Origin of the sequence: Streptomyces noursei (assembly GCF_016917755.1) — a bacterium.
Lineage (GTDB): Bacteria > Actinomycetota > Actinomycetes > Streptomycetales > Streptomycetaceae > Streptomyces > Streptomyces yunnanensis.
This window is the reverse complement of the sequence record NZ_CP070326.1, coordinates 4051435-4078237: the sequence shown is the minus strand read 5'-3', so window position 1 is coordinate 4078237 and position 26803 is coordinate 4051435. Positions and strand designations below refer to the sequence as shown.

At 73.0% G+C, this 26803-nt stretch carries 26 protein-coding genes, 1 tRNA gene, 1 pseudogene and 1 riboswitch; of the genes and pseudogenes, 19 read left to right on the top strand and 9 right to left on the bottom strand.

The features are described 5' to 3' along the window. Positions 1 to 84: 84 nt before the first annotated feature. The 3 genes from rph to rdgB all read left to right on the top strand — a co-directional run bounded on the left by rph (position 85) and on the right by rdgB (position 2067). Entirely contained in the window at positions 85 to 816 is a 732-nt protein-coding gene (rph, locus tag JNO44_RS17960) for a ribonuclease PH (protein WP_205365261.1), read from the top strand. 183 nt (positions 817 to 999) lie between these two features. Continuing rightward, the gene (locus tag JNO44_RS17955; RefSeq protein ID WP_205365259.1) at positions 1000 to 1422 is read left to right on the top strand and encodes a hypothetical protein; all 423 of its coding nucleotides are present in this window, start codon (positions 1000 to 1002) and stop codon (positions 1420 to 1422) included. A 9-nt stretch (positions 1423 to 1431) separates the two neighbouring features. Next, positions 1432 to 2067 carry an RdgB/HAM1 family non-canonical purine NTP pyrophosphatase gene (rdgB, locus tag JNO44_RS17950; protein WP_205365257.1) on the top strand — a complete coding sequence of 212 codons (636 nt, stop codon included), beginning with the start codon at positions 1432 to 1434 and terminating at the stop codon, positions 2065 to 2067. Positions 2068 to 2123: 56 nt separating this feature from the next. On the opposite strand, the gene JNO44_RS17945 is transcribed toward rdgB, so the two are convergent. The 4 genes and pseudogenes from JNO44_RS17945 to JNO44_RS17930 all read right to left on the bottom strand — a co-directional run bounded on the left by JNO44_RS17945 (position 2124) and on the right by JNO44_RS17930 (position 5292). Beyond that, a tRNA-Leu gene (locus JNO44_RS17945) sits at positions 2124 to 2196 on the bottom strand. Positions 2197 to 2251: 55 nt separating this feature from the next. Next, complete coding sequence (locus JNO44_RS17940; RefSeq protein ID WP_205365255.1) at positions 2252 to 2920, bottom strand: HNH endonuclease; 669 nt, start codon at positions 2918 to 2920, stop codon at positions 2252 to 2254. Then, positions 2917 to 3570, bottom strand: a complete 654-nt coding sequence (locus tag JNO44_RS17935) for an HNH endonuclease signature motif containing protein (RefSeq protein WP_205365253.1) — start codon at positions 3568 to 3570, stop codon at positions 2917 to 2919. Before JNO44_RS17935 ends, JNO44_RS17940 begins: the two co-directional genes overlap by 4 nt. Positions 3571 to 3712: 142 nt before the next feature. Next, positions 3713 to 5292 (bottom strand): annotated as a pseudogene (locus tag JNO44_RS17930) (MFS transporter). A 460-nt stretch (positions 5293 to 5752) separates the two neighbouring features. On the opposite strand from JNO44_RS17930, the gene JNO44_RS17925 reads away from it, so the two are divergent. Further along, positions 5753 to 6259, top strand: coding sequence for a hypothetical protein (locus tag JNO44_RS17925; protein ID WP_039636109.1), 507 nt, complete (start codon positions 5753 to 5755; stop codon positions 6257 to 6259). After that, complete coding sequence (locus JNO44_RS17920) at positions 6259 to 7536, top strand: sensor histidine kinase (RefSeq protein WP_205365251.1); 1278 nt, start codon at positions 6259 to 6261, stop codon at positions 7534 to 7536. Before JNO44_RS17925 ends, JNO44_RS17920 begins: the two co-directional genes overlap by 1 nt. Before the next feature lie 72 nt (positions 7537 to 7608). On the opposite strand, the gene bcp is transcribed toward JNO44_RS17920, so the two are convergent. After that, positions 7609 to 8076, bottom strand: a complete 468-nt coding sequence (gene bcp / locus JNO44_RS17915; RefSeq protein ID WP_039636112.1) for a thioredoxin-dependent thiol peroxidase — start codon at positions 8074 to 8076, stop codon at positions 7609 to 7611. A 263-nt stretch (positions 8077 to 8339) separates the two neighbouring features. Here bcp and JNO44_RS17910 point away from each other — a divergent pair, with 263 nt between their 5' ends. From JNO44_RS17910 to JNO44_RS17900, 3 genes are all read left to right on the top strand, one after another. Continuing rightward, positions 8340 to 8660 carry a DUF3618 domain-containing protein gene (locus JNO44_RS17910; protein WP_073442404.1) on the top strand — a complete coding sequence of 107 codons (321 nt, stop codon included), beginning with the start codon at positions 8340 to 8342 and terminating at the stop codon, positions 8658 to 8660. A 139-nt stretch (positions 8661 to 8799) separates the two neighbouring features. Beyond that, a complete protein-coding gene (locus JNO44_RS17905; RefSeq protein ID WP_052287519.1) occupies positions 8800 to 9102 on the top strand; it encodes a GroES family chaperonin in 303 nt (100 codons plus the stop codon). A gap of 69 nt (positions 9103 to 9171) precedes the next feature. After that, positions 9172 to 9233: riboswitch (guanidine-III (ykkC-III) riboswitch) on the top strand. A gap of 31 nt (positions 9234 to 9264) precedes the next feature. Then, complete coding sequence (locus JNO44_RS17900; protein ID WP_039636118.1) at positions 9265 to 9585, top strand: DMT family transporter; 321 nt, start codon at positions 9265 to 9267, stop codon at positions 9583 to 9585. A gap of 29 nt (positions 9586 to 9614) precedes the next feature. Here the strand turns inward: JNO44_RS17900 and JNO44_RS17895 are convergent, their stop codons facing one another. After that, entirely contained in the window at positions 9615 to 11915 is a 2301-nt protein-coding gene (locus JNO44_RS17895) for a transglycosylase domain-containing protein (RefSeq protein WP_205365249.1), read from the bottom strand. Between the two features lie 374 nt (positions 11916 to 12289). On the opposite strand from JNO44_RS17895, the gene JNO44_RS17890 reads away from it, so the two are divergent. The 4 genes from JNO44_RS17890 to JNO44_RS17875 all read left to right on the top strand — a co-directional run bounded on the left by JNO44_RS17890 (position 12290) and on the right by JNO44_RS17875 (position 15799). Then, positions 12290 to 13084, top strand: coding sequence for an ABC transporter permease (locus JNO44_RS17890; protein ID WP_205365247.1), 795 nt, complete (start codon positions 12290 to 12292; stop codon positions 13082 to 13084). A gap of 76 nt (positions 13085 to 13160) precedes the next feature. Continuing rightward, positions 13161 to 13925, top strand: a complete 765-nt coding sequence (locus JNO44_RS17885) for an ABC transporter permease (RefSeq protein WP_420882749.1) — start codon at positions 13161 to 13163, stop codon at positions 13923 to 13925. Positions 13926 to 14028: 103 nt separating this feature from the next. Further along, a complete protein-coding gene (locus JNO44_RS17880; protein ID WP_205365244.1) occupies positions 14029 to 15060 on the top strand; it encodes an ABC transporter ATP-binding protein in 1032 nt (343 codons plus the stop codon). A 28-nt stretch (positions 15061 to 15088) separates the two neighbouring features. Further along, positions 15089 to 15799, top strand: a complete 711-nt coding sequence (locus JNO44_RS17875; RefSeq protein ID WP_205365242.1) for a DUF1707 SHOCT-like domain-containing protein — start codon at positions 15089 to 15091, stop codon at positions 15797 to 15799. Positions 15800 to 15924: 125 nt separating this feature from the next. On the opposite strand, the gene JNO44_RS17870 is transcribed toward JNO44_RS17875, so the two are convergent. After that, positions 15925 to 17235, bottom strand: a complete 1311-nt coding sequence (locus JNO44_RS17870) for an SGNH/GDSL hydrolase family protein (RefSeq protein ID WP_205365240.1) — start codon at positions 17233 to 17235, stop codon at positions 15925 to 15927. Positions 17236 to 17559: 324 nt separating this feature from the next. On the opposite strand from JNO44_RS17870, the gene JNO44_RS17865 reads away from it, so the two are divergent. From JNO44_RS17865 to JNO44_RS17840, 6 genes are all read left to right on the top strand, one after another. Next, positions 17560 to 18906 (top strand): DUF445 domain-containing protein, encoded by a 1347-nt coding sequence (locus tag JNO44_RS17865; RefSeq protein WP_205365238.1) that lies wholly within the window; start codon positions 17560 to 17562, stop codon positions 18904 to 18906. A gap of 173 nt (positions 18907 to 19079) precedes the next feature. Further along, the gene (locus JNO44_RS17860) at positions 19080 to 19343 is read left to right on the top strand and encodes a DUF3311 domain-containing protein (protein ID WP_205365236.1); all 264 of its coding nucleotides are present in this window, start codon (positions 19080 to 19082) and stop codon (positions 19341 to 19343) included. Then, entirely contained in the window at positions 19340 to 20848 is a 1509-nt protein-coding gene (locus JNO44_RS17855) for a sodium:solute symporter family protein (protein WP_205365234.1), read from the top strand. The genes JNO44_RS17860 and JNO44_RS17855 overlap by 4 nt, the downstream gene beginning before the upstream one ends. A 255-nt stretch (positions 20849 to 21103) precedes the next feature. Then, positions 21104 to 21412, top strand: a complete 309-nt coding sequence (locus JNO44_RS17850; protein ID WP_073442396.1) for a DUF6412 domain-containing protein — start codon at positions 21104 to 21106, stop codon at positions 21410 to 21412. Between the two features lie 199 nt (positions 21413 to 21611). Next, on the top strand, positions 21612 to 22634 hold the full coding sequence (locus tag JNO44_RS17845) for a YidC/Oxa1 family membrane protein insertase (RefSeq protein WP_205365232.1): 1023 nt from the start codon (positions 21612 to 21614) through the stop codon (positions 22632 to 22634). Positions 22635 to 22772: 138 nt separating this feature from the next. After that, positions 22773 to 23630: a fumarylacetoacetate hydrolase family protein gene (locus tag JNO44_RS17840; protein ID WP_205365230.1), complete on the top strand. Its 858-nt coding sequence runs from the start codon at positions 22773 to 22775 to the stop codon at positions 23628 to 23630. 257 nt (positions 23631 to 23887) lie between these two features. Here JNO44_RS17840 and JNO44_RS17835 read toward each other — a convergent pair whose 3' ends face one another. Together JNO44_RS17835 and JNO44_RS17830 are read right to left on the bottom strand one after the other, a co-directional pair. Next, the gene (locus JNO44_RS17835; RefSeq protein WP_205365228.1) at positions 23888 to 24376 is read right to left on the bottom strand and encodes a heme-degrading domain-containing protein; all 489 of its coding nucleotides are present in this window, start codon (positions 24374 to 24376) and stop codon (positions 23888 to 23890) included. Beyond that, positions 24373 to 25509 (bottom strand): Gfo/Idh/MocA family oxidoreductase, encoded by a 1137-nt coding sequence (locus JNO44_RS17830; RefSeq protein ID WP_205365226.1) that lies wholly within the window; start codon positions 25507 to 25509, stop codon positions 24373 to 24375. Before JNO44_RS17830 ends, JNO44_RS17835 begins: the two co-directional genes overlap by 4 nt. 89 nt (positions 25510 to 25598) lie before the next feature. On the opposite strand from JNO44_RS17830, the gene JNO44_RS17825 reads away from it, so the two are divergent. Then, a complete protein-coding gene (locus JNO44_RS17825) occupies positions 25599 to 26732 on the top strand; it encodes an ROK family transcriptional regulator (protein ID WP_240167973.1) in 1134 nt (377 codons plus the stop codon). Positions 26733 to 26803: the final 71 nt, after the last annotated feature.

Below are 26803 nucleotides of genomic sequence, written 5' to 3'. Positions count from 1 at the left end.
GCCACCCGAGGGCCCCGTCCCCGGCGAACCGGGCATCCCCGCCGCCGGAACGGGGCCCTCGGCACAGCCGATAGGGTCTGAGCCATGTCTCGCATCGACGGCCGCACCCCCGAACAGCTCCGCCCCGTCACCATCGAACGCGGCTGGAGCAAGCACGCCGAAGGCTCCGTCCTCGTCTCCTTCGGCGACACCAAGGTCTTCTGCACCGCCTCGGTCACCGAAGGCGTACCGCGCTGGCGCAAGGGCACCGGCGAAGGCTGGGTCACCGCCGAATACGCGATGCTGCCCCGCTCCACCAACACCCGCGGCGACCGCGAATCCGTCCGCGGCAAGATCGGCGGCCGCACCCACGAGATCTCCCGCCTCATCGGCCGCTCGCTGCGCGCCGTCATCGACTTCAAGGCCCTCGGCGAGAACACCATCGTCCTGGACTGCGACGTCCTCCAGGCCGACGGCGGCACCCGCACCGCCGCCATCACCGGCGCCTACGTCGCCCTCGCCGACGCGATCGGCTGGGCCCAGGGCAAGAAGCTCATCAAGCACGGCCGCCGCCCGCTCACCGGCACCGTCAGCGCAGTCAGCGTCGGCATCGTCGACGGCGTCCCGCTCCTGGACCTCTGCTACGAGGAGGACGTCCGCGCCGAGACCGACATGAACGTCGTCTGCACCGGCGACGGCCGCTTCGTCGAGGTCCAGGGCACCGCCGAGGCCGCGCCCTTCGACCGCACCGAACTCGACTCCCTGCTCGACCTCGCCGTCTCCGGCTGCCGCGCCCTCGACGCCGCGCAGCAGGAAGCCCTGGCCCGCACCCTCTGACCACCGCGGCCACCGGAAAGGGGCGGGACGCACCACGGCCCCCGCCCCCACCGCCCGGGCAACCCCCCTTCCCCGCCCTGCGTTTCCCCCAGTACCGAGCCCGCCGTACACCACCGCCGGAGGCCGACCCAGCCCCCGGCTCCCGTACGCATCCTCCGTACACCGCAAGGGAAGGAACGCCCCATGGCCCGTCCCCACCGCCGGCTCCGCCCGCGCCGCCCCGCCGCCACCGCGCTCGCCGCACTGGCCGCCGCCACCCTCGCGCTCCCGCTCCTGTCCGCCTGCAGTGCCGTCCAGAAGGCCATGGACTGCACCCACACCGCCACCGCCCTCGTCGACGGCGTCGACACCCTCCGCACCGCCGCCGACAAGGCCGTCGACGACCCCCAGGGAGCCAACAAGGCCCTCGACGCCCTCGACGCCGACCTCCGCAAGCTCAGCGCCTCCACCGACGACCCCGAGCTGTCCAAGGCCATCGACAAGATGAACGGCGGCATCAAGGACGCCCGCACGGCCCTGCGCGACCACAAGGCCCCCGACCTCACCCGCATCGGCCAGGCGACCAGCGACATCACCGCGGCCTGCACCCCCGGCGACAAGGAATAATCACGCTCCATGGAGTCACCCACCGGCGGCCGCCCGGCGGCCCACCGCCGCCTCGTCCTCGCCACCCGTAACAACGGCAAGATCGCCGAACTCCGCGCCATCCTCGACGCGGCCGACCTCGACGTCGAACTCGTCGGCGCCGACGCCTATCCCGACGTCCCCGACGTCAAGGAGACCGGCGTCACCTTCGCCGAGAACGCGCTCCTCAAGGCGCACGCCCTCGCCCAGGCCACCGGACACCCGGCCGTCGCCGACGACTCCGGCCTCTGCGTCGCGGTCCTCGGCGGCGCCCCCGGCATCTTCTCCGCCCGCTGGGCCGGCCGGCACGGCGACGACCAGGCCAACCTCGACCTGCTGCTCGCCCAGCTCTCCGACATCACCGACGAACACCGCGCCGCCCACTTCGCCTGCGCCGCGGCCCTCGCCCTCCCCGACGGCACCGAGCGCGTCGTCGAGGGCACCCTCGACGGAACCCTCCGCCACGCCCCCGCCGGCACCGGCGGCTTCGGCTACGACCCCATCCTCCAGCCGGAGGGGGAGACCCGTACCTGCGCCGAACTGACCCCCGCCGAGAAGAACGCCATCAGCCACCGCGGCAAGGCGTTCCGCGCGCTGGCACCGGTGGTGCGGGAGTTGTTGGGCTGATGTCGCAAAGCAGGCCCCGTACCTAAGAATCGAAGGTACGGGGCCTGCTTTTCCTGTGCGCCCGGTCGGATTCGAACCGACAAACACGACCACCTAAAGATCGCCGCTCAGCCGTTGGCGCACGGGCGCGTGTGCCGCCGTCTACTCTACTGGGCGAGGTCGCCCGTCGGTGAGGAGCCGTCGGTTACGACGTGCGCCGCCGACCTCCTCGACACCAGGTGCTGGTGATCGCATGGCAGTTGGGGCACAGCAACCGCAGGTTCTCCCTACGGTCGTCGCTCCAGTCCCCGCTGATGTGATCGACCTCCAGCGTCATGGGCTTGCCGAGCCATTCGGGGCCGACGCCGCACTCGGCGCACTCCTCTGGCACTCCGACGTCGCGGAGCGCGCGACGGAGAAGGCGGGTTCGCGTTCGGCGCCTGCCTTCGTGTCGGACCAGGATGTCTGCGGGGCACTTGGTGCGCACCGGGCCCGGCTTGCCGCGCTGGTGTGCCTGCCCCAGGAAGTGGGAGGTGTCGAGGCCGTCCTGGGCCACCCACGTGCGGAACAGAGCGCGGAACCGGCCGCTATAGGGTTCCTTCCCGAGTGCGCGCAGGGCGCCGGCGATGGAAGTCGACCCCTCGACTGCGCGGCGCAGCTCCTCGGTGGCCGGTTTCGAGGGTGTCCCATCGGCCCGCACCCGGCGTCGCATGTGCGAGACGTCGATCCCGAAGTGGTCGAACCGCCGGAAGAGATGCCGGCGGAGCTTGCCGTACGGCCGGGTGCCGAAGAACGCGACGACCTCGTCGATGTCGGAGCATTGCGTGGCGGCTTCGACCAACCGCTCGCGGGTGTATTGCACTCCGTGGCTCATACGGCGTCGCCCCTGGTGCGCGCCTTGCCCCGACCGCGGTAATTATCCGTCGTCGCGTGGCAGTTGGGGCAGAGCAGCCGAAGGTTCTCGATGCGGTTGTCCCGCCAGTTGCCATCGATGTGGTCGACCTCAAGAGGCAGCGGGCGCCCTCGCCAGATCGCTTCCGTACCGCAGCACGCGCATTGCTCGGGGACACCCTTCGCAGTCATTGCCCATGTGAGGCGGTCGCTCGGGATACGCCTGGCCTGGGCGGCAGGCTGCTCCACGAGTACGCCCTCTGGTGTTCGGGAGCGCCAGGGCTTGCCGCGCCGGGTGGGTAGCTGAAAGTGCGACGTATCGATCCCGTACGCCTTGATCCGGCGGCTGATGTGCGTGTGGTGTCCGCCCACGACCTCAAGACCGAGACGGCGGAGCACTTCGCACATGTTCGTCGAGGCGGACACCGCCGCCTGGAGCGCCTCCCTCGTCCACTTCACCCCCTCCCGCTCGAAGTGCGAGGTGTCCACCCCCAGCCTTCTCATCCGGTCCCGGAGGTAGTTCCGCTTCGAACTCCGCGGATCCACCCCCAACTTCACCAACGCCTCCGACAACGTCCGCGACGACGACGCCGCGGCCTCCAGTCGTTCCCGGGTGTACGGACTCACCGGCATGCTGCCCCCTTGGTGCCAGCGCACCGGGCCGCCAGGCCCACCCCGTGCGTGCTCTCGGTGCTCGAACTGAGCAACGAGCGAACGCAGGTGTGGTCACGGCGGGTGAGTAATCGGATACGCGAGTGCGGTCAGGAGTGTGGTTTCAGAACCGCGGTTCCGGGGTCTGGGACGCGATCAGTTCGAGGGCCTCTTCCTTGGTGGAGACCGAGGGCGGGGAGCCCTCCAGGGGCTGTTGGGCGGTCTCCTTCATGCAGGCGACGGCGATGACGCCGACGAGGGCCGCGCCCATCGTGTAGTAGGCGGGCACCATCACGTTCTTGTCGAAGGTGTCCATGAGGGCGGTGATGACCAGCGGGGTGGTGCCGCCGAAGAGGGAGACCGCGAGGTTGTAGCCGATGGACAGGGAGCCGTAGCGGACGTTGGTGGGGAAGAGGGCGGGCAGGGCGGCGGACATGGTGCCCAGGAGGCAGAGGAAGGAGAGGCCGAGGAGGGCCGTGCCGCAGCCGACGGTGAGCAGGGAGCCCTGTTTGACCAGGAGGAACGCTGGGATGGCGAGGACGAGGAAGCCGAGCATCCCGGCCATCAGGAGCGGCTTGCGGCCGTAGCGGTCGTTGAGTCTGCCGACAACGGGGAGCAGGCAGATGAGAACGGCCATGGTGGCCAGCAGGATCAGCAGGCCGTGGGTCTCGTCGTAGTCCAGGGTGTCCGTGAGGTAGGTCGGCATGTAGGAGAGGAGCATGTAGTCGGTGATGTTGTAGGCGCCGACCAGGGCGATGCACAGGACGAGGGTGGGCCAGTGCCGGGTGAGGATCTCGCCCAGCTTCTGCTTCGGGGTGTGGGCGGACGGGTGGGAGGGTTCCTCCTCGGTCCGGGCGGGGGAGTCGGTGGGGGCGTGGGTCTGGGTGGACTCCAGTTTCTGGAAGGCCGGGGTCTCGTCGAGCCGGAGGCGGAGGTAGAGGCCGACCAGGCCGAGTGGGCCGGCGACGAGGAACGGGATGCGCCAGCCCCAGGCGAGCATGGTGTCCGGGCCGAGCGTGGTGTTGAGCAGGAGGACGATGCCGGCGGCGCCCGTGTAGCCGATCAGGGTGCCCATCTCCAGGAAGCTGCCGAAGTAGCCGCGCTTCTTGTCGGGGGCGTATTCGGCGATGAACGTGGAGGTGCCGCCGTATTCGCCGCCGGTGGAGAAGCCCTGGACGAGGCGGAAGAGGATGAGGAGGGCGGGGGACCACAGGCCGATGCTGGCGTAGGAGGGGATGAGGCCGATGCCGAGGGTGCCCAGCGCCATCATGATCATGGTGAGGGCGAGGACCTTCTTGCGTCCAATGGGGTCTCCCCTGCTCGAACGAAGTTGAGAGCTTGGGGAAGGTCGCCGAGCGGGCCGAAGTAGGCGCCGCCCAGGGGGCGTACGAGGAAGGCCACGGCGAAGGTGGCGAAGGAGGACAGCAGGCTGGCGGTGGGGCTGCCGCCGGGGAAGGAGACCTTGCCGATGGTGAGGGCGAGGTAGCTGTAGATCCCGAAGTCGAACCACTCCATGGCGTTGCCGAGGGCGGCGGCCTTCACGGCGCGTCGGACGGTCGGTTCGTCGGTGACCGTGATGTCGGTGCGGCGGAGCCGTGGGTTGCGGCGCCGGTCGATGGCGCGGAAGAGCACCCGGTGGCGTCTGCGCGCGGCGCGGTCCGGTTCCGGTGCGGAGTGGCTGGCTTCGGTACTGAGGTGCGGCACGCGGCGGTCCTCCCGGTCGGTCGGCGCGCGGTACGGGGTGCGCGGTCGGGGGTTGGGGCTATGGCCGGTGCGCCTGCACGCTGGACGGCGGGTCAAAACACTGTGGGCGGTGATCGCGAGGTATGTCACCCGGAGTCGGCCGGGCGGCGCACGTCGCAGGGGCGGAGGGTTGTCGTGACGGGGGCTCTTGTTACAGGACTGGTACACAGCCGAGTGGTCGCCGCAGCATTCGGGCAATCAGCCTGTGTCGGGGGGAGAGGAGAGTGGCGGTGGCGAAATTGCCCCTTTCCGTCGCAGGCCCGTCGAAGGGGGCCCTTTTGTCGCGGGAAGTGGTGGCCGTGAGCCGTTGTGTGGTGCCGCGGTGCGGTGGCCCGGCTCGGGGGCCGGTGCGGGGCCGCCGTGGCGGTCGTTGTTTGCTGGTGGGGTTGACGGGGCGAAGGTGCCCCGGGAGGAGTGTGTGATGACCGACCGCGAAGGGGCCCGCTGGAGGCGCGGGCGCACCGCCCTGCTGGCCTTTCTCGTGGTGACCGCGTTGGCGGCCGGCGGGGTGTGGTTCAGCCAGGCGTCGCAGCCCGCGTCCGCGGTGGACGCCGCCCCGAAGACCTCGGCCGTCCAGGACGTGAAGTCGGACGGCCGGCCCACCGGCGGGCTCCCGGGCGTGCGTGACTGCGGGATCGGGGAGCCGGAGATCCGGCCCCAGGTGATCACGCTGACCTGCGCGGACGCCGGGATGGTGGCGACCGGGATCACCTGGGACCGCTACGACGCCGACGAGGCCGAGGGCCGTGGCGTGGTGCAGGTGGAGAAGACCGCGGCCGGGGTGGGCACGGACGCCGGGTACCGGGCGACGTTTCGGCTCTACGGTGCGAAGGAGGTCGACGGTGCACGGGCCTTCACGGGCCTGGAGGTGACCTACGAGGGTTCCACGCCGCTCGGCGACACGACGGAGATGTATAACCTCGCGTGATGGGCATTCGAGGCCGGATCGCCCTGGCCATTTCGGGTATGACGGCGCTTGCGGTGGTGGTGCTCGGCTTTGCCGTGCACCACATCGCCGACGCCGAGCGGGAGCGGTCGGCCCGGGCGTATCAGGACGAGCGGCTGAGTTCGGCGCTGCAGATCTATGAGCGGGACGGCACGTTGGCGCTGGGCGCCCAGCTGGACGACGCGACGTTGCCGCGGCCGCTGCGGGCGGCGGTGTTCCACAACCGCTCGGGGACGTATCTCAGCGGGGGCGACGACCCGCGGGTGTGGGCGGCGACCGGGGTCGGCGGCGAGGGTGACCGGCCGACGCGTTCGCTGTCGGTGTCCGCGGCGTATCCGGAGGACGATCCGGCGCAGGTGGCGCTGGACCGGGCGCTGCTGATCGCGGGGTGCGGCACGGTCGTGCTGATGGCGGTGGTGTCGTGGTTCGTGTCGCAGCGGCTGTCGCGGCGGCTGCGGCTGAGCGCGGCGGCGGCGCGGCGGATCGCGGCGGGGGAGCCGCCGGACGCGGACGCGCTGGCCAGCAACGGCCGGGACGAGGTGGCCGAGTTGGGCCGCAGTGTGCACCACATGGCGATGTCGTTGGCGGCGCGGGTGGAGGCGGAGCGGGAGTTCACCGCGGACGTGGCGCACGAGCTGCGCACGCCGGTGGCGGGGCTGGTGGCGGCGGCGGAGCTGTTGCCGGAGCCGCGGGCGGTGGAGCTGGTGCGGGACCGGGCGCAGGCGATGCGGCGGCTGGTGGAGGACCTGCTGGAGGTCTCGCGGTTGGACGCGGGGGTGGAGCGGGCCGATCTGGACGCCTGTGAGTTGCCGTCGCTGGTGCGCGGGATCGTGCAGCGGGCGGCGCGGCAGCGTGGGGTGGACGACCTCGCGGTGTCGGTGACGGTCGAGGGCGAGCCGGAGATCGTGGAGACGGACCGGCGGCGGGTGGAGCGGGTCCTGGTGAACCTGCTGGCGAACGCGGCCAAGCACGGCGAGCCGCCGATCGAGGTGGTGGTGGCCGGATCGCGGATCGTGGTGCGGGACCACGGGCCGGGGTATCCGGCGGAGCTGCGCGCGGAGGGGCCGCGGCGGTTCCGTACGGCGGCGCCGGAGCGCGGTACGGGGCACGGGCTGGGGTTGACGATCGCGGCAGGGCAGGCCGAGGTGCTGGGCGCGCGGCTGGAGTTCGGTGCCGCCGAGGGGGGCGGCGCCGAGGCGGTGTTGGAGCTGCCGGACCGGACCGTGGTGACGGTCCCGGAGGCGGTGCCGGCGCCGTAGCCGGTGGCCGCGGCCGGGCCGGCGGCGGTGCGGCGGCGTTGCCGCCGTGCGGCGCGCCGGCCCGGGTCCCGGTTACAGCCCCAGATCCTTGATGATCTTGGCGACGTGGCCGGTGGCCTTGACGTTGTACAGCGCGCGCTCGACCTTGCCGTCCTCGTCGACGACGACGGTGGAGCGGATCACCCCGGTGACCGTCTTGCCGTAGAGCTTCTTCTCGCCGAAGGCGCCGTAGGCGGTGAGCACCTCCTTGTCCGGGTCGCCGAGCAGGGTGACCTTGAGGTCCTCCTTCTCGCGGAACTTCGCGAGTTTCTCCGGCTTGTCGGGGGAGATGCCGATGACGTCGTAGCCGTGGCCGGCGAGGAAGTCGAGGTTGTCGGTGAAGTCGCACGCCTGCTTGGTGCAGCCGGGGGTCAGCGCGGCCGGGTAGAAGTAGACGATGACCTTGCGCCCCTTGTGGTCGGCGAGCGAGACCTGCTTGCCGTCGGCGTCGGGGAGCGTGAAGGCGGGTGCGGTGTCGCCGGGCTGGAGTCGCTCACTCATGGTGGGTCTCCGTCTCCTTGCGGTGGGTGCTGCGGATGGGTCGGTGGTACGCCCCCGACATTAGGCCCTGTCGGCGCGCCGGAACGGCGTCGGGGGCGTCGGGGCGGCGCGAAACGGGGGTGCTGTGGGGCGCCCGCGGGTGGGAGCTGACAGACTGTCCTTCACGAATCGGCACATGATCGGGTGGCCGGTTCCGCACGGGGCAGATCCGGAACGTGTCCGGCCCCTTGTACGCATCGGCACGAGATGACGGAGGCGGCGCGGTGTCGGAAGCCAGGACCCCTGCGCAGATCGAGGCGGACATCGTCCGCAGGCGGCAGGATCTCGCCGTGACGCTCGACGAGATCGGCGTCCGGCTCCATCCCAAGACGATCATGGACGATGCGAAGGCGAAGGCGTCGGCGGCCGTGGATCGCACGGCGGGCCGGGCCTATGTGGCCGTCAACCGCCTGGTCTCGGACGTACGCGGTCAGCTGGTGTCCGAGGAGGGGGCGCCGCGGCTGGAGCGCATCATTCCGGTGGCCATGATCGGCGTGGCCGTGGTGGGCCTGCTCGCGCTGGGTTCCAAGAAGCGCCACAAGTAGCGTCCCGCGGGGGCGTCGGGCGGGGCCGTCGGGCTCCTCGGATCCGGCCCGCGGTGCATGATCGTCGCCGTCGGGCAGGTACGGTCATGCCGTGAGCCCGAATAACACCAAGGACACCCACGACAAGCTGCCGATCCGGATGCTGCACGACCGCGTGCTGGTCCGGACGGACATCCCCGAGGGCGAGCGGCGCTCGTCCGGGGGCATCGTCATTCCCGCGACCGCGGCGGTCGGCCGCCGCCTGGCCTGGGCCGAGGTGGTCGCGGTGGGGCAGAACGTACGGACCGTCGAGGTGGGCGACCGGGTGCTGTACGACCCCGAGGACCGGGCCGAGGTCGAGGTGCGCGGGGTGGCGTACGTGCTGATGCGCGAGCGCGATCTGCATGCGGTGGCCGCGGAGCGCCTGGAGGGCGCGGAGGACTCGACCGGCCTGTACCTGTAGCGCCGCAGCTGTGCCGGAGGGGCTCCCTCACGGGTGGTGATCCGCGTCACCACCTGCGGGGGAGCCCTTTGCTAGCCTCGGTGGCAACCCGACGAGACGCGCCGTACCGGGTCAGGACAAGACGACGCACCCCTGTTGAAGTCCTTTCACGGAGGTGCCGTCATGGCATGGATCCTGCTCGTCGTCGCCGGCCTGCTGGAGGTCGGCTGGTCGATCGGCATGAAGTTCACCGACGGATTCACCCGGCTGTGGCCCAGTGTCGCCACCGGCGCGGGCATCGTCGTCAGCATGGTGCTGCTCTCCTACGCGGCCCGGACCCTGCCGATCGGCACCGCCTACGGCGTCTGGGTCGGCATCGGCGCGGCCGGCGCGGCGGTGGTCGGGATGCTGGTGCTCGGCGAGCCCGCGACCGCCGCCCGGATCTTCTTCATCTGTCTGCTGTTGGTCGCCGTCGTCGGCCTGAAGGCGACGTCCGGCCACTGAGGTTCACCGGCCGACCCGCTCGCCGGTGGCTAGCCGCCGGTCCACCGTTGCGCGTACTCGTCGGCGTCCGGCGGGCCCACGGTCGGGAACTCCTCGGTGGGTTCGGCGGTGGTCGGCACCTCGGTGGGGGTCGGCGGGAGGGTCGGTTGGCCGGTCGGGCCGGTGGGGGCGCCGGTGCCGGTCGGCGCCCCGCTGCCGGTGGGCGTGGCGCTGTCGGTCGGGCCGGTGCTGGGCGAGTCCGAATCGCTCGCCGACTCCGAGTCGTCGGCGGACGGCGCGGCGGACGGGCTCGGCTCGGCGCCGTCCTGGAGCCGGAGGTCGAAGTCGCGGGCGGGGCGGCCGGCCAGCGCCGCCGCGGTGTAGTCGGCCCAGATCTGGGCGGGGAAGTCGCCGCCGTTGAGGCGGTCCCGCCCGGCGGCTCCGTAGAGCGGTTCCTGGACGGCGGTCTCCGGGTGCTGGCCCAGGACGGCGACGACGGTGGCCAGGTCGGGGGTGTAGCCGGCGAACCAGGCGGCCTTGTCCTGCTCCGCGGTGCCGGTCTTGCCGGCCGCCGGGCGCCCGGCGGCCTGCGCGGCGGTGCCGGTGCCGCCCTCGACGACGCTGCGCAGGATCTGGGTGGTGGTGTCGGCGGCGGCCCGCTCGACGGCGGCGGTCTCCTCGCGCTCCGGCAGGTCGATGGCCTCGCCGGCCTTGGTGACGTGGTCGATCAGGGTGTACGGGCGCTGCCGGCCGTGGTGCGCCAGGGTCGCGTAGACCTGGGTCATGTCCAGCACGCTGGGCGTCGCGGTGCCCAGGGAGATGGCGCCCTGGGAGGTGGCGAGGCTGGGGGTGTCGGCGGGGATGCCGAGGGCCACCGCGGTCTTGCGGACGGTGTCCGGGCCGACGTCGATGCCCATCTGCGCGTAGACCGCGTTGACGGACTTGTCGGTGGCCTCGGTGACGGTGATCGGGCCGTAGGAGTGGTCGTCCTCGTTGCCGGGGGCGAAGCCGGTGGGGTGGCCGTGACTGAGGGTCATCCGCTTGTTGGTGCCGTCGTAGACGGTGTTGGGGGTGATCGGGGAGCCGTCCTGGGTGACGGATGCGTTCTGGACGGCGGAGGCGAAGACGAGCGGCTTGAAGGTGGAGCCGACCTGGTAGTCGCGGCGGGTGGCGCTGTTGACGAACTGCTTGGCGTAGTCGATGCCGCCGTAGAGGGCGACGACCCGGCCGGTGGCGGGGTCGATGGAGGCGCCGCCGGCCCGGACGTAGCCGTCCACCGTGCGGTGGCCGTCGAGTCGGTCCATCAGCCGGGTGCGGACGGCCTTGACGAAGGCGTTCTGCCGCTTGTGGTCGATGGTGGTGGTGATGCGGTAGCCGCCGGCCCGCAGGGTGCCGTCGTCGAGGATGTCGTGGCCGGTGAGGTAGTCCCGGACCGCTTCGACGAGGTAGCCGCGCTGGCCGGAGAGGCCGGCGGAGGCGGGGGCCCGGGTGAGGGCGGGGAAGGCCATCGCGGTGCGTTCGGCGCGGCCGAGCCACTTCTGCTTGACCATGCCGTCCAGGACGTAGTTCCAACGGGCCAGGGCGCGCGGTCGGTTCTCGGGGTGGGCGGTGATGTCGTAGGCGCTGGGGGCGTTGAGGAGAGCGGCGAGGTAGGCGCCCTCGGAGGTGGTGAGCGCGCCGACGTCCTTGCCGTAGTACGCCCGGGCGGCGGCCTGGATGCCGTAGGCGTTGCGGCCGTAGTAGCTGGTGTTGAGGTAGCCCTGCAGGATCTCGTCCTTGCTCTCCTCGCGGTCCAGCTTGATGGCGATGAAGAACTCCTTGGCCTTGCGGGTGAGGGTCTGTTCCTGGCCGAGGTAGTAGTTCTTGACGTACTGCTGGGTGATGGTGGAGCCGGACTGCTTCCCCTTGCCTGTAACGGTGTTCCAGGCGGCGCGCAGCATCGCGGCCGGGTCGACCGCGGACTCGGAGTAGAAGTCCCGGTCCTCGGCGGCCAGTACGGCCCGCTGGACGGTCCTGGGCACCTGGCCGAGCGGGACGTTCTCGCGGTTCACGTCGCCGTCGCGGGCCAGTTCCGTGCCGTCGGAGTAGAGGTAGACGTTGCTCTGCGCCTTCGCGGCGCTGTTGGCGGGCGGGATGCCGACGAGGAGGTAGCCGGCGGTCAGCCCGCCCACGATCAGCAGCAGGAAGAGCAGCACGCCCCCCACCACCATCCGCCAGGTCGGCAGGAGCCGGCGCCAGCCCGTGCGCCGGGGGCGGTCGGCGGCTGCCTCGCCGGTCTCGCCGGTCTCGCCGGTCTCGCCGGTCTCGCCGTGCTCGCTGCCCGTGCCGTCGTGCCGCGCGTCGTCGCTCATGTCTGTGTGACTCCTCGGCCACCGCCGGAGGTTGTACCGCGGCGGAGCGGTGTCGTGTCAGGACCGGTGGGGCGTCGGGACCGGCGTCGTACCGGGATGCGGCCGTACCGGTGCGGTTGCAGATGCCGTGCGGTGGTCCATGCGCTATGCCGGAAAAGGCAACTGACGCCCGGTAGGCAACTTTCGCATCATGTGTCCCGGTCGCCAGGGGTGGCGCGCACCCGCGTCCGCCCGGTGACAGGCCGAATGGCGCCCCCGCCTCACCCGAACGAGTGATAAATCGATGGTGCCCGCCGCGGGTGCACCTTAGGCTCCGGTGCTTCCCCGCCCGCACGCCCCCGGACGGGACCGACCAAGAGCGCGGGGAGCACGGCGTGTTGTACATGGCGGTGGCGGCCGGCAGCTTCCGGCGGTACGCCACCTATCGCGCCGCCACCGCCGCGGGCATCGTCACCAACACCGTCTTCGGCTTCATCATCGCCTACGCCTACCTCGCCCTGTGGGACCAGCGGCCGCACCTGGGCGGCTACGGCCCGGCGCAGGCGCTGACCTTCGTCTGGGCCGGGCAGGCGCTGCTGGCCGTCGCCATGATCGCCACCGGCGGCCTGTCCGAACTCCAGGAACGGATCCGCAGCGGCGACGTCGCGGTGGATCTCTACCGGCCGGCCGACCTCCAGCTGTGGTGGCTCGCCGCGGATCTGGGCCGAGCCGGCATCCAGCTGTTCGGCCGCGGCGTGGCGCCGATGGCGGTGGGCGCCCTGGCCTTCCCGCTGGCGCTCCCCGGCGACCCGCTGACCTGGGGCTGGTTCCTGCTGTCGGCACTGCTGGGCGTGGTGGTCAGCTTCGCACTGCGCTACCTCGTCGCGCTGTCGACGTTCTGGCTGCTGGACAGCTCGGGACTGGCCATGATCAGCGGCCTGTCCTGCATGTTCTTCTCCGGGATGGTGCTGCCGCTGCGGGTCTTCCCCGACGGGCTGTCCGACCTCGCCCAACTGCTGCCGTGGGCGGCGCTCCTGCAGGTGCCGGCCGACGTCCTGATCGGCGCGCGGACCGGCGGGGCGCTGCTGCGCGGGCTGGCGTTCCAGGCGGCCTGGGCGGTGGCGCTGCTGGCGCTGGGACGGCTGCTGCAGTCCGCCGCCACCCGCAAGGTGGTGGTCCACGGTGGCTAGGCGGCACGACGGGACGGCGGACGGCCGGCTGCGGACCCTGGGGGAGGGGGGCCGCGCCTACGGCCTGATCGCCTGGATGTGGGTGCGCTCCACGCTCGCCTACCGGACGTCGTTCGCCTTGATGACGCTCGGCAACTTCGCCTCCAGCGCACTGGACTTCGTCGCGCTGCTGCTGATGTTCTCCCGTGTCCACGCGCTCGGCGGCTTCGCCCTCCCCGAGGTCGCCTTCCTCTACGGCACCTGCAGTCTCTCGCTGGGCCTGGCGGACCTGGCGGTCGGCAACGCCGAGCGGCTCGGCGCCCGGATCCGCGACGGCACCCTCGACACCCTGCTGCTGCGCCCCGCCCCGGTCTACGCCCAGATCGCCGCGGACCGGTTCGCGCTGCGCCGCCTGGGCCGTACCTCCCAGGGGCTGTTGGTGCTGCTCTGGTCGACCGGCCGGATCGAGGTGGACTGGACGCCCGGCCGGATCCTGATGGTGCCGCTGATGGTGGTGTGCGGCGCGGTGATCTTCGGCGCGGTCTTCACCGCCGGGGCGGCCTTCCAGTTCTGGGCGCAGGACGCCGCCGAGCTGCAGAACTCCCTCACCTACGGCGGCAACGCGCTGCTCCAGTACCCGCCGACGGTGTTCGCCCGCGACCTGATCCGCGGGGTCACCTTCATCGTCCCGCTGGCCTTCGTCAACTGGCTGCCCGCACTGTGGCTGCTGGGCCGCCCCTACCCGCTCGGGCTGCCGCCCTGGACCGCCTTCCTGGGGCCCGCCGTGGCCGCCCTGATGGTCGCCGGCGCGGCGCTGGCCTGGCGGCACGGCGTCCGCGCCTACCGCAGCACCGGCAGCTGACGCCGGATATCCAACACCGCACACTGCACACCGAACGCCGGACACCAAATGCCGGACGCCACGCTCCGGATCAACGAAGCGCAGAGGAAAGGGAGTTGTCGCGATGGATGGGGTGGCCGCGGAGCCGCTGATCGAGCTGGACAGCGTCGAGAAGGTCTTCACCGTCCGCCGCCGGGCGGGCCGGCTGCGCCGCACCCGGCACGAGGTGCGGGCCGTCGACGGCCTCACCTTCCAGGTGCCGCGCGGCGAGATGGTCGGGTACATCGGCCCCAACGGCGCCGGGAAGTCCACCACCATCAAGATGCTGACCGGCATCCTGGTACCCAGCGGCGGCCGGCTGCGGGTCGCCGGCATCGACCCTTCCCTGCAACGCGCCCGCCTCGCCCGCCGGATCGGAGTGGTCTTCGGGCAGCGCACCACCCTGTGGTGGGACCTGCCGCTGAAGGACTCCTACGAGCTGGTCCGCCGGATGTACCGGGTCCCGGCCGCCGTCTTCCGCGCCAACCTCGACCGCTGCATCGAACTCCTCGACCTGGCACCGCTGTTGGACGTCCCGGTCCGTCAGCTCTCGCTCGGCCAGCGGATGCGCGGCGACATCACCGCGGCGCTGCTGCACGACCCCGACGTGCTCTACCTCGACGAGCCGACCATCGGCCTGGACGTCGTCAGCAAGGCCAAGGTCCGCTCGTTCCTGCGGGAGACCAACGCCGAGCGGGGCACCACGGTCCTGCTGACCACCCACGACCTCACCGACATCGAGCAGTTGTGCCACCGGGTGATGGTCATCGACCACGGCCGGCTGGTCTTTGACGGGGACCTGGCCGGGCTGCGCGCCGCCGCCGACGGCGAGCGCACCCTGGTGGTGGACCTGGCCGAGGAACTCCCGCCGATCGAGGGCGTTCCCGGGGCCCGCACGGTGAAGGTGGAGGGCCCGCGGCAGTGGCTGGCGTTCCCGGCCGAGCGGAGCGCGGCACCCCTGGTGACGGCGATCGCCGCGCGCTATCCGCTGGTGGACCTGGCGGTTCGCGAACCGGACATCGAGGCCCTGATCGCCGAGTTGTACGCGGGCGGGGGCGCCGCCCGCCGCGATCCGGGCGGGGCGGACCCGGCGGCGCCCGACCCGTTGCGCCCCTGATCCACCGGACAGGCCCTAATCTGTCCGTATGACTGACGAACGGCTCCCTCAGCTTCGTGCTTCCGACGCCGACCGCGACCGGGTAGTCGAGATCCTGCGGGACGCCCTCGCCGAGGGCCGGCTGGACATGGCGGAGTTCGACGAGCGGTTCGACGCCACCCACCAGGCCCGTACGTACGGGGAACTGGAGAAGATCACGGCCGACCTGCCGGTGGCCGCACAGCCCGCGCAGCCGCTGTCGCTCCGCAAGGACCCGGCGTCCGGCGGAGCGGTGACGGTCTGGTCCGAGCGGATCCGCGAGGACGCCAAGGGCTCCACGACGGGCATCGCGGTCATGGGCGGCTTCGAGCGCAAGGGCCGGTGGACGATCGGGCGCCGGTTTACCGCGCTGTGCCTGATGGGCGGCGGCGAACTCGATCTGCGCGAGGCCGACTTCGCCGGGTCGGAGGTCCATATCGACGTCTTTGCGGTGATGGGCGGGGTCAATGTCATCGTGCCGCCGGGCGTCGAGGTCGAGATGCGCGGCCTGGGCATCATGGGCGGCTTCGACTCCGAGGAGGACGGGATCCCGGGTCACCCCGGGGCGCCCCGGGTGATCGTCTCGGGGGTGGCCCTGATGGGCGGCGTCGGGGTGGAGCGCAAGCTGCCCAAGGACGAGGAACGGCGCCTGAAGGCCGAGCGCAAGGAGGAGCGGCGGCGGCTGAAGGGGGAGCGCCGGGGGCGCCGGGAACTGGACTGACCTGTTTCCGCACGGCACGGCACGGCACCGCACCGATCCGGGGGTACCGGGTCCACCGGGTCCATCGGGCCTGTCCGCCCTCCGCCCTCCGCCTTCCGCCCGTTCGGCCGGCCGGTCCGTGATGGTCAGAGCGCGGCGGGCGCGGCCTGCTGGAGCTGGTCGACGTCCACCGCGTCGGCCATCGCGCGGTAACCGGCGTCGCTGGGGTGCAGATGGTCGCCCGAGTCGTACGCCGGCAGCAGCCGCAGCGGGTGCGCCGGGTCGCGCAGCGCCCGGTCGAAGTCGACGACCTCGTCGTAGACGCCGCCGGAGCGGATCAGGTGGTTGACCCGTTCGCGTACCGCGTTGAGCTGGTGGGAGTACCCGCGGTGCCCACCGAACGGGGTGAGGGTGCTGCCGGTGACCCGCAGCCCGCGGGCGTGCGCCCGCTGCACCACCTCCCGCATGCCCGCGACGACCTTCTCCGGGTCGAGCTGGCGCGGGGTCTTGAACAGGTCGTTGATGCCGATCTCGACCACCACCGCCCGCACCCCCGTACGGGACAGCACATCGCGGTCCAGACGGGAGAGCAGGCTCGGACCGTTGGTGGGGGAGAGGCGGTTGCTGTCGGTGAGCAGGCGGTTGCCGCTGATGCCGGTGTTGAGGACGCCGTAGCGGGGGGCGCCCGGCTCGTCGCGCAGCCGGGCGGCGAGGAAGTCGGTCCAGCGGTGGTTGGCGCCCGGGGTGGAGGTGATGCCGTCGGTGATCGAGTCGCCGACCGCCACCACCGCGCCGCGCGCCCGGGTGCTCAGCACGTCCACGCCGGTCAGATAGCGCCAGTAGGGGCTCTGCTCGGTGTAGGCGGTGCCGGCGGCGTCCTCGGTGCGGTCGCCGCGCGCCAGATAGGACGTCTGGCGGGCGTAGGGGTGGTAGGTCGCCGGTCCCGAGGGGGCCGGGGAGTACATGGTGACCAGCAGGTCGGCGTTGCCGGGCACGGCCAGGCGGACCGGGTCGCTGGTGATCTCGCCGCCGACCGGGATGGTCACCGACGGCTTGCCCTCGAAGGTGAGCCGGCGCATGCTCCCGGCCGTCGCCATCGGGCCGCCGCTGCCGGCCGACAGGGCGAGCGAGGCATGGCTGAACGGCAGCGGGCGGGTGCCGTAGAGGTTGGACAGCCGGATCCGGGCACTGGACCCACCGACGCTGGTGTGGACGACGTTCCTGATCGACATCTGCGCGTAGCCGTCCTGGGTGCCGGGCTCGGCCGCGGCCACGGCCGCCGACCAGGTGCCGACCCACTGGCCGGAAACCGCCGGTGCGGCCGAGGTCTGCGGCTCGCGCGGGGCGCCGCCCCGGGTGCCGGGGGTGCCGTCGAAGCCGACGAATATCGCCGCCGAGATCAGCACCACCACTGCCACCAGGCCGGCGAGCAGGGTGTAACCCACACGTCTGGTCATGCCGCAGGCGTCTCCTGGGGGCTGGCGGAGCTGCACGCTCCGGGCGGACTGGGGGCGGGCGGCGGGCCGAGGACGCCCGGTGAACAGCGGCGCCGTCGCGTTCCGGCCGGTGGTCAATGATCCCACGTACCCCCCGGAGGCCGCCCGGTGCCCTGCTCCGCACCGGGTGTCCCGGGCGCGGGGAACTCGTGCCGGGTTCCGGGAGTAGGGCACTGTGGGACACATACGGGCGTACGGCCGGGTATGGACGGAACTCGACGGCACGGGCGCCGCGGACCCGACGGCGTACGCAGGACGGGGGAGACGGTGGGAGTGGTGGAACGGATGGAACGCACCCATACGGAGGGGAGCGAGGGGACGCGGGCCGCGCGGCCGGTGCCCGCGCCGGGCGGCCGGCCGGCGCCCGGCGGCTTCCGCTACAGCGCCGCCGACGAGGAGAAGCGGCAGGGCGTCCGCCGGATGAAGGCCCTGGCGACCGGCCTGCTGCTGGCCGTCGCCGCGGTGTACGCCCTGGCGAAGTGGGCCGGCGCGGCGGGCGCGGGTGGCTGGACCGGCTTCGTGGCGGCGGCTGCCGAGGCCGGCATGGTCGGCGCGCTGGCCGACTGGTTCGCGGTCACCGCGCTGTTCAAGCGGCCGATGGGTCTGCCGATCCCGCACACCGCGATCATCCCCACCAAGAAGGACCAACTCGGGCGGAGCCTGGGCGACTTCGTGGGGGAGAACTTCCTCTCCGGCGAGGTGATCCGCCGCCGGCTGCGGTCGGTCGGCATCGCCGCCCGGCTCGGCCACTGGCTCGCCGAGCCGCGGAACGCCGACCGAGTCACCGCCGAGCTGTCCACCGCGCTGCGCGGCGCGCTGACGGTGCTGCGCGACTCCGACGTCCAGGCGGTGGTCGGCGAGGCCATCACCCGGCGCGCCGACGCCCAGGAGATCGCGCCCGGCATCGGCTCCCTGCTGGAGAAGATCGTCGCCGAGGGCGGCCACACCCGGGTGGTCGATCTGGTCTGCGCCCGCGCCCACGACTGGCTGGTCGACCACGGGGATTCGGTGGTCGCCGCGGTCTCCGGCGGCGCCCCCGGATGGACCCCCCGGTTCGTCGACCGGAAGGTGGGCGACCGGGTCTACAAGGAGCTCCTCCGCTTCGTCACCGAGATGCGGGACATGCCCGAGCACCCGGCGCGCGGCGCGGTGGACCGCTTCCTGACCGACTTCGCCGCCGACCTGCGGTCCGACCCGGGCACCCGGGAGAAGGTCGAACGGCTCAAGTCCGAGGTGCTGGGCCGCGGCGAGGTGCAGGACCTGATCGCCTCCGCCTGGGGCGCGGTCCGCGCGATGATCGTGGCCGCCGCCGAGGACGAGCGCAGCGAACTGCGGCTGCGGGTGCGCGCGGCGCTGCTGTCCCTGGGCGGCCGGCTGGCCGCCGACGGGCGGCTGCGCGACAAGGTCGACGGCTGGCTGGAGGGCGCCGCCGTCTACGTGGTGACGACGTACCGGAGCGAGATCACCGCCCTGATCACCGAAACCGTCGCGAGCTGGGACGCCGAGCACACCTCCCGGAAGATCGAGGCGCACATCGGCCGCGACCTGCAGTTCATCCGCATCAACGGCACGGTCGTGGGCGCCCTCGCGGGGCTGTGCATCTACACGGTGTCCCAGGTACTGGGCGGCTAGGGCGCATCCCCGGCTCTCATCCCCACCGGGCGGGACCGCCCCCCCCGGCCCCCACCACCCACCAGGCGTCCCCGGCCCGACGAACCCCTCCGCCGAAGGCGGAGAACAGCGGCCCCGGCGGAAAGCCGACAACGTGGGATGCCGGCCCAGCGCAGCGGATAGGCTCTTCCCACGTGCGAAACCAGTCCCCCGGCGGCCCGCCCCCGGGAACCCGAAAGCGCCCCGCGCTGCTCTGGCTGCTGCTGCCGTATGTGCTGTTCCTGGTGGTGCTGCCGCTCGTCAACCGGGTCACCCCGACCGTCCTCGGCCTGCCGTTCCTCTTCTTCTGGATGATGCTCGCCACCCTGCTGACCCCGGTGTCGGTGTGGCTGGCACGCCGCGGCGACCACAAGCGGGGCCGCGGCCGGGACGACGGGCTGACCGGGGGGCGCGCGTGAACGCCACCGTCGCCACCGCGATCTTCGCCGCGTTCATGGTGCTGACCGTCGTCCTGGGACTGCTCGCGGTCCGCGGCCGGGGATCCGGCGGCGGCCTCACCGAGTGGTCGGTGGGCGGCCGCAGCCTGGGCACCGTCTTCATCTGGGTGCTGATGGCCGGCGAGAGCTACACCAGCTTCAGCTACCTCGGCGCGGCCGGCTGGGGCTACAACTTCGGCGCCCCCGTGCTCTACGTCCTGGCCTACATGTCCTGCGGCTACGCCATCGGTTACGTCGTCGGCCCGATGCTGTGGGCCTACGCCCGCCGGCACGGCCTGGTCGGCATCACCGACATCGTCGCCCACCGCTACCGCCGGCCGTGGCTCGGCGCCGCCGTCGCCGTCCTCGCCACCGTCTGTCTGCTGCCCTACATCCAGCTCCAGATCACCGGCATGGGCGTGGTCGTCTCGACCATCTCCTACGGCACGATCAGCCTCAACTGGGCCTATTTCATCGGCTTCGCGGTGACCACCGGCTTCGTGGTCGTCAGCGGACTGCGCGGCAGCGCCTGGGTGTCGGTCCTCAAGGACGTGCTGGTCATCGCCACGCTCGGGTTTCTCGCGCTCTACGTCCCGCTGCACTACTTCGGCGGCTACGGCCCGTTCCTGGACCGGATCGTCGCCGAGAAGCCGCAGTGGCTGACCTTCCCCGGCCACGCCTCCGGCGGCCTGGGCCAGTCGTGGTTCCTCACCACCACCCTGATCAACTCCCTGACCGTGGTGATCTTCCCGACGACCGTGGCCGGCTATCTGGGCGCCCGCAACGCCGACGTGCTCCGCCGCAACGCCATGTACCTGCCGTTCTACAACGTGCTGCTGTTCGTGCCGATGCTGCTGGGGCTGGCGGCGCTGTTCGTCGTCCCGGGGCTGACCGGCGCCAGGTCCAACCTGGCGCTGTTCAAACTGGTCGTGGACTCCCTGCCGGCCTGGGCGGTGGGGGTGATCGGGGTGGCCGCGGCGCTCTCCTCGATCGTGCCGATGGCGGTGTTCATGCTGGTCATCGGCACGATGTGGGGGCGCAGCGTACTGGGCGCGGTGCCTCGGCTGACGTCCCGTCAGAAGCTCTGGTCACAGGTGGTCGTGGTGGTCGCCGGGGCGCTCGCCCTGGTGCTCACCTATGTCGCGCCCAACACCCTCGTCCGGCTCTCCCTGATCTCGTACGAGGGCATGGCGCAGCTGGTGCCGATGCTGCTGTTGGGGCTGGTGTGGCGGCGGTTGACGATGTATGCGGCGGTGAGCGGCCTGGTGGCGGGCTTCACCCTGGTGTGCGTCCTGGTCTTCGGCGGCCACGACCCGGTGTGGGGGGTGAACGCCGGGATCGTCGGGCTCGCGGTGAATGTGGCGGTGGCCCTGGCGGTGACCTGGCTCGGCCCGCGGGAGCGCGGCGACGACCGGCCGGACACCGAAGTCCTGGCGCTGGAGGACGAGTTCCCCCGGGCCGGGGCCGCCGTGTCCGGCCGCGACTGAGGGCGGCCCCCGGAGGCGGGCACGCGTTGCGGGCCGGTCGTCGTGGTGGTGTGCCGCGGCGGCCGGCCTCGTGGGCAGTCACCGACCGTTGGTGCGCCCCCGGTTGCCGACGGCGTACCGTTCACCGGCAGGGGTGAATTCTCGAACTGGCTGTCGCAGCGGCTCGGGGGTGCGGTTACCCTGGAACGGACGGTCGGACCGACGACCGGGAGCACCGAGAGCGACGCGCGGGGGAGCGCGGGAGGGGGACGCCGGATGTACCGCATCATCGATGCCTGGCGGCTCTACACCAGCGCACTGTTCTTCCTGCTCGCCGAGCTCCTGCTCGAACAGAGCGGTCTGACGACGTCGCTGGCCGCCGCCGCGACCACCGCAGCGGTGCTGCTGCTGTTGTGCAGCGCGCTCGCCCTGGCCGTCGCCGCCCGCCCGGTCCCACCGGGCCGGATACGCACGGCCATCCGCGACCGCGAGCGCCGTACGGCCTTCCTGCCACAGCGCGACCCCGACGCCGCCGGCCGTCCGCGCCCGCGAGCACCCGGCCGCGCCCTCCCGGCGGCCGCGTAGCCGCTCCGGCGCACTCCCCTCGACGTCCGACCGTTCTGCGGCACTGGCCCGGGACGACCGTGAACGTGACCCGAGCCGATCAGCTGTGACCTGATGCGGCTCGACCCGATCTGCCTTGCCGCTGCGCCGGTGCGTGCCCGCGCGGCTCGTCACGCCGTCTCTCCATTCCGGCACGACGAGACCCGTGGAGGGCTCACCCATGTCCGTTTTCGACATCCTCGGTGCCGCGCTGGCGCGCGGTGCCCATGCCATCGAACCGCTCTTCGGCGCCGCGGCCACCGCCGCCGCCATCGTCCTGTTCACCCTCGGCGTCCGCGCCGCGCTGCACCCGCTCGCCCGCGCCGCGGCCCGCGGCGAGAAGGCCCGCTCCGCCCTCGCCCCGCAGATCGCCGCCCTCCAGCGCAAGTACGGCAACGACCGGGAGCGGCTCCAGCAGGCGATCAGCGACCTCTACGCCAAGACCGGCTCCTCGCCGCTGGCCGGCTGCCTGCCGAGCCTGCTCCAGCTCCCGGTCTTCTTCGTGACGTACCACCTGTTCACCAGCGGGAACGACACCCTGCTGAACCACACACTGCTGGGCGCGCCGCTCGGCGGGACGTGGCGGCAGGCCCTCGCCGACGGCGGCGTGACCGGGCCTCAGGGGCTGGTCTACCTCGCGCTGTTCGCCCTGATCGCGGCGGTCGCCACCTGGAACTACCGGCGCGCCCGGGCGGCGGCGGCCGCGGCCCCGGCGCCCGCCGCGGGCACCGCGACCCCGGGCCTGGGCGCCCTGGGCAAGCTGATGCCGCTGCTGTCCTTCGGCACGCTGCTCACCGTGGCCGTGGTGCCGCTGGCGGCCGGCCTCTACATGGTGACGACCACGACCTGGACGGCCTGCGAGCGGGCCCTGCTGCACCGCGACCGCAAGCCGGTGGCCGACCGTGAGGCGGCCGGGGAAGGGAAGCCGGCGGGGGACCGTAAGGCGGAGAAGGGCCGTGGGCCGGTGGTGGAGGGGGAGCGGACCCCTGCGGGGGGGCCGGCGGCGTCGGTGGACGGCGCACCGCAGCCCCCGTCCCCGCGACCGGTGCGGCGGGGCGGGCCCAGGACCCGGGCCGCGCGGCAGAAGGCGGCGCGGGCCAGGGCCAACACCGCGGCGCGGGCGGGCGCATCGGCCCGGCAGGCCGACGCCGAGCGCCGTCCGGCCGACGCCGACACCGACCCGATCGTTACTACCCCTCAGTAACGGTCCAGTCCGTGAACGGGGTCTTGCGGAGTGGACCCCGTTCTTGGAGGATCGGCCAAATCGCTCGATGGCCGTCCCCCATCGGCCGGCCGGGGAGGACCCTCCCGGGCCGACCCTTCGACCACGGGAGTTGTGACGATGAAGCTGCTGCGTGTCGGACCGGTGGGGGCGGAACGCCCGGCGCTGCTCGACGAGGCCGGCCTGCTGCGCGACCTGTCGGGCCTGGTCACGGACATCGACGGCGCGCTGCTCGCGGACGACGCCACGCTGGCCGCCGTCCGGGCCGCCGCGACCGCCGGCGACCTGCCCGTACGGGACACCGCCGGTCTGCGGATCGGCCCGCCGGTCGCCCGGATCGGCAAGGTCGTGTGCATCGGGCTGAACTACCACGACCACGCGCGGGAGACCGGGGCCGCCACCCCCGAGGAACCGATCCTCTTCATGAAGGCGCCGGACACCGTCGTCGGCCCCGACGACACGGTCCTCATCCCGCGCGGCAGCGTGAAGACCGACTGGGAGGTGGAGCTGGCCGTCGTCATCGGCCGGACCGCCCGCTACCTGGCGGACGACGAGCAGGCGCTGGCGGCCGTGGCCGGCTACGCGGTGGCGCACGACGTGTCCGAGCGGGCCTTCCAGATCGAGCGCGGCGGCCAGTGGGACAAGGGCAAGAACTGCGAGACGTTCAACCCGCTGGGCCCGTGGCTGGTGACCGCCGACGAGGTACCGGACCCGCAGGCGCTGGGCATCCGGCTGTGGGTCAACGGGGAGCTGAAGCAGGACGGTACCACCGCCGAGCAGATCTTCCCGGTGGCCGAAGTGGTCCGCTACGTCAGCCAGTTCATGACCCTCTACCCGGGCGACGTGATCAACACCGGTACCCCGGCGGGGGTGGCGATGGGGCAGCCCGAGCCCAAGCCGTACCTGCGGGCGGGCGATGTGGTGGAGCTGGAGATCGACGGGTTGGGGCGTCAGCGGCAGGCGTTGCGGTTGGCTTGATCCGCGGGTTGTCGGCTCCCCCGCCGTGGGCCTGCGGCCGGCTGCTTCCCACGTTGTCGGCCTTCCCGCCGTGGGGGTTGCTCGCCTGCGCCTGCGGCGCGGGGGTTGTCGGGTGCGGTGACGGGCCTGCGGGGCAGGGGGTGTCCGGACGTACAGCGCAGCAGTCCGGACACCCCCTGCCCCTCCGGCCCGTCACCTCCCGTTGTGGGGTGGGAAGCGGGCCGGTGGCGGCTGGTGTGAGTGGGGCGGTGCGGGTGTCAGCCCGTTGTCAGATAGCGCTCCAGGGCCTCGACCACCAGGGCGTGGTCGTCGGCCTGGGGCAGGCCGGACACCGCGACCACGCCGATCACACCCGTCCCGCGCAGGCGGATCGGGAAGGCACCGCCGTGTGCGGCGTACCGGTCGGGGTCGAGGCGCGAGGAGTCCTCGAAGGTGCGGCCCTTGGCGCGGAAGCGGGCGCCGACCAGGTAGGAGGACTCCCCGTACCGTTCGACGACGGCGGACTTGCGGTCGATCCAGGCGTCGTTGTCGGCGGAGGTGCCCGGGAGCGCGCAGTGGAAGAGCAGTTGGGCGCCGCGCCGGATCCCGATCGTCACCGCGGCGCCGCGCTCCCGGGCCAGTCCGACCAGGAGGGAGCCCAGTTCCCACGCCTCGTCGTTGCCGAAGGCGTCCAGGACCAGCCGTTCCTCCTGGGCGGTCAGTTCGCGGATCTCATCGGGTCCGTGGGTGGTGCCGGGGGTCGTCATGCACCGGCTCCGATCCGGACCGTGACGCCCTCCGCGGCCGAGCGTTTGGCGGCCTCCAGGACGCGCAGCGCCGCCGCGGCCTCGGTGGCGGTCACGGGCGGCGCGCCGCCCTCGCGCAGGGCCCGCGCGATCGCCGCGTAGTAGGCCGGGTAGGCGCCGGGCAGGGTCGCGACGGGCTGCCCGCCGCCGGTCACCGGGGATTCTCCCCCAGCTACCGCCGGGGGGACCCCCACGGCGCCGAGCCGGCCCCAGTCGGACTCGGGTTCCACGCCCCAGGCGGCGCCCTCGGTGTCCGGGCGCCGGCCGGCCCGCAGGGCGGCCTCCTGCGGGTCCAGGCCGTACTTCACATAGCCCGCGCGACTGCCCAACACCCGAAAGCGCGGCCCGAGTTGGGCGGTGGTGGCGCTCACCCACAGGTGGGAGCGGACGCCGCCGGCGTGGGTGACGGCGAGGAAGGTGTCGTCGTCGGCCTCGGCGCCCGGGCGGCGGATGTCGGCCTCGGCGTAGACCGAGACCGCGGGGCCGAAGAGGGTCAGGGCCTGGTCGACGAGGTGGCTGCCGAGGTCGTAGAGCAGTCCGCCGAGCTCCGCCGGGTCGCCGGACTCGCGCCAGCCGCCCTTGGGCCGGGGCCGCCAGCGCTCGAAGCGGGACTCGAAGCGCTGGACCTCGCCCAGCGCGTCGTCCGCGAGCAGCTTGCGCACGGTGCGGAAGTCGTTGTCCCAGCGGCGGTTCTGGAAGACCGAGAGCAGCAGCCCGCGGCGGTCGGCGAGCGCGGCGAGCCGCTCGGCCTCGGCTGCGGTGGCGGCCAGCGGCTTGTCGACGACGACCGCGACGCCGGCCTCCAGGGCGGCGGTGGCGAGCGGGACGTGCGTCTTGTTCGGCGACGCCAGCACGATCAGGTCGAGGTCGCCGGCGGCGGCCCGGTCCAGGACCTCCTCGGCGGTGGCCACCGTGCGGACCTGCGGGTGCTCGGCGCGGGCCTGCGCCTGCCGGTCGGGGCTGCGGGTCGAGACGGTGTCGAGCACCAGCCCGTCGGTGGCGGCGATCAGCGGGGCGTGGAAGACCGAGCCCGCCAGGCCGTAGCCGATCAGGCCGACGCGGTGGGGGGCGGTGCGTGCTTCGGGGTCGCTCATGCCCTCCACTTTCGCAACGCTGTTGCCAAAGTGCAAGCAGTGCGGAGAATGGAGGGGTGAGCAGCGACCACGACCTCGACCGCCCGGACATCGGCGCCCGCCCGGACGGCGCCGCCGCGCCCGGCGCCAACCTCCTCGCCCTGCGCGGGCACAACGCCGCCCTGCTGCTGGGGCTGCTGCGCGCGGCGGGGGAGGAGGGCGCGAGCCGGCTGGAGCTGGCCGAGCGGACCGGGCTCACCCCGCAGGCGGTCAGCAAGATCACCGCGCGGCTGCGGGCCGACGGCCTGGTCGTCGAGGCGGGCCGCCGGGCCTCCACGGGCGGCAAGCCCCGCACCGTGCTGCGGCTGGTCCCCGGCGCCCGGCACGCCGTCGGCGTCCACCTGGACCGCGACGAGATCGTCTGCGTGCTGGCCGACCTCACCGGCCGGCCGACCGCGGTCCGCCGCGCGCCGCTGGACTTCGGCGCCGGCGCCGAGGCCGTCCTGGCCACCACCGCCGGCGAGGTCGCGGCGCTGCGGGAGGCGGCGGGCGGGCCACCGGTGCTCGGCGCGGGAGTGGCCTGCCCCGGGCCGCTGGACCACGCCACGGGCGTCCTGCGCCAGGTCACCGGCGCCCCCCAGTGGGACGGCTTCCCCCTGCGGGAGGCGCTCGCCGCGCGCCTGGGCCTGCCCGTCGTCGTCGACAAGGACACCAACGCGGCGGCCCTCGGCCTCAGCCGGGCGTCGGAGGAGGTGGGCGGCGCCTCGTTCGCCTACCTCCACCTGGGGACCGGGCTCGGCGCCGGGCTGGTCCTCGGCGGCAGCCTCTACCGCGGACCGCACACCGGCGCCGGCGAGTTCGGCCACCAGGTGCTGCAGCTGGACGGGCCGCGGTGCGACTGCGGGCGGCGCGGCTGCGTCGAGGCGCTGTGCCTGGCGGCGGTGGCCCGCGGCGATCTGCCGGCGGCGGCCCGGGTGCTGGGCGTGGCCGCGGCCAACCTCGTCGAACTCCTCGACATCGACCGGGTGTTGCTCGGCGGCCGCACCGTCCTGGCGCACCCGGAGGTCTTCCGGGACGGCGTGGCCCGGGAGCTGGCCGACCACGCGGCCCTGCGCGGCCGGCCGCCGGCGCCCGGGAGCGACCCCGGGGCGGCGCCCGCGGTGCCGGTGGCGCGGGCCCGCGGCGGGGCCCGGACCGTCGCGGACGGCGCCGCGGAGCTGGTGCTGACCGGACTGTTCCGCTAGGAAGCGCCCCAGGCGGTGTCCGCCACGCGGAAGAGGGACGCCGAGGGTGCCGGCCCCCCGGCCCGCCGCTG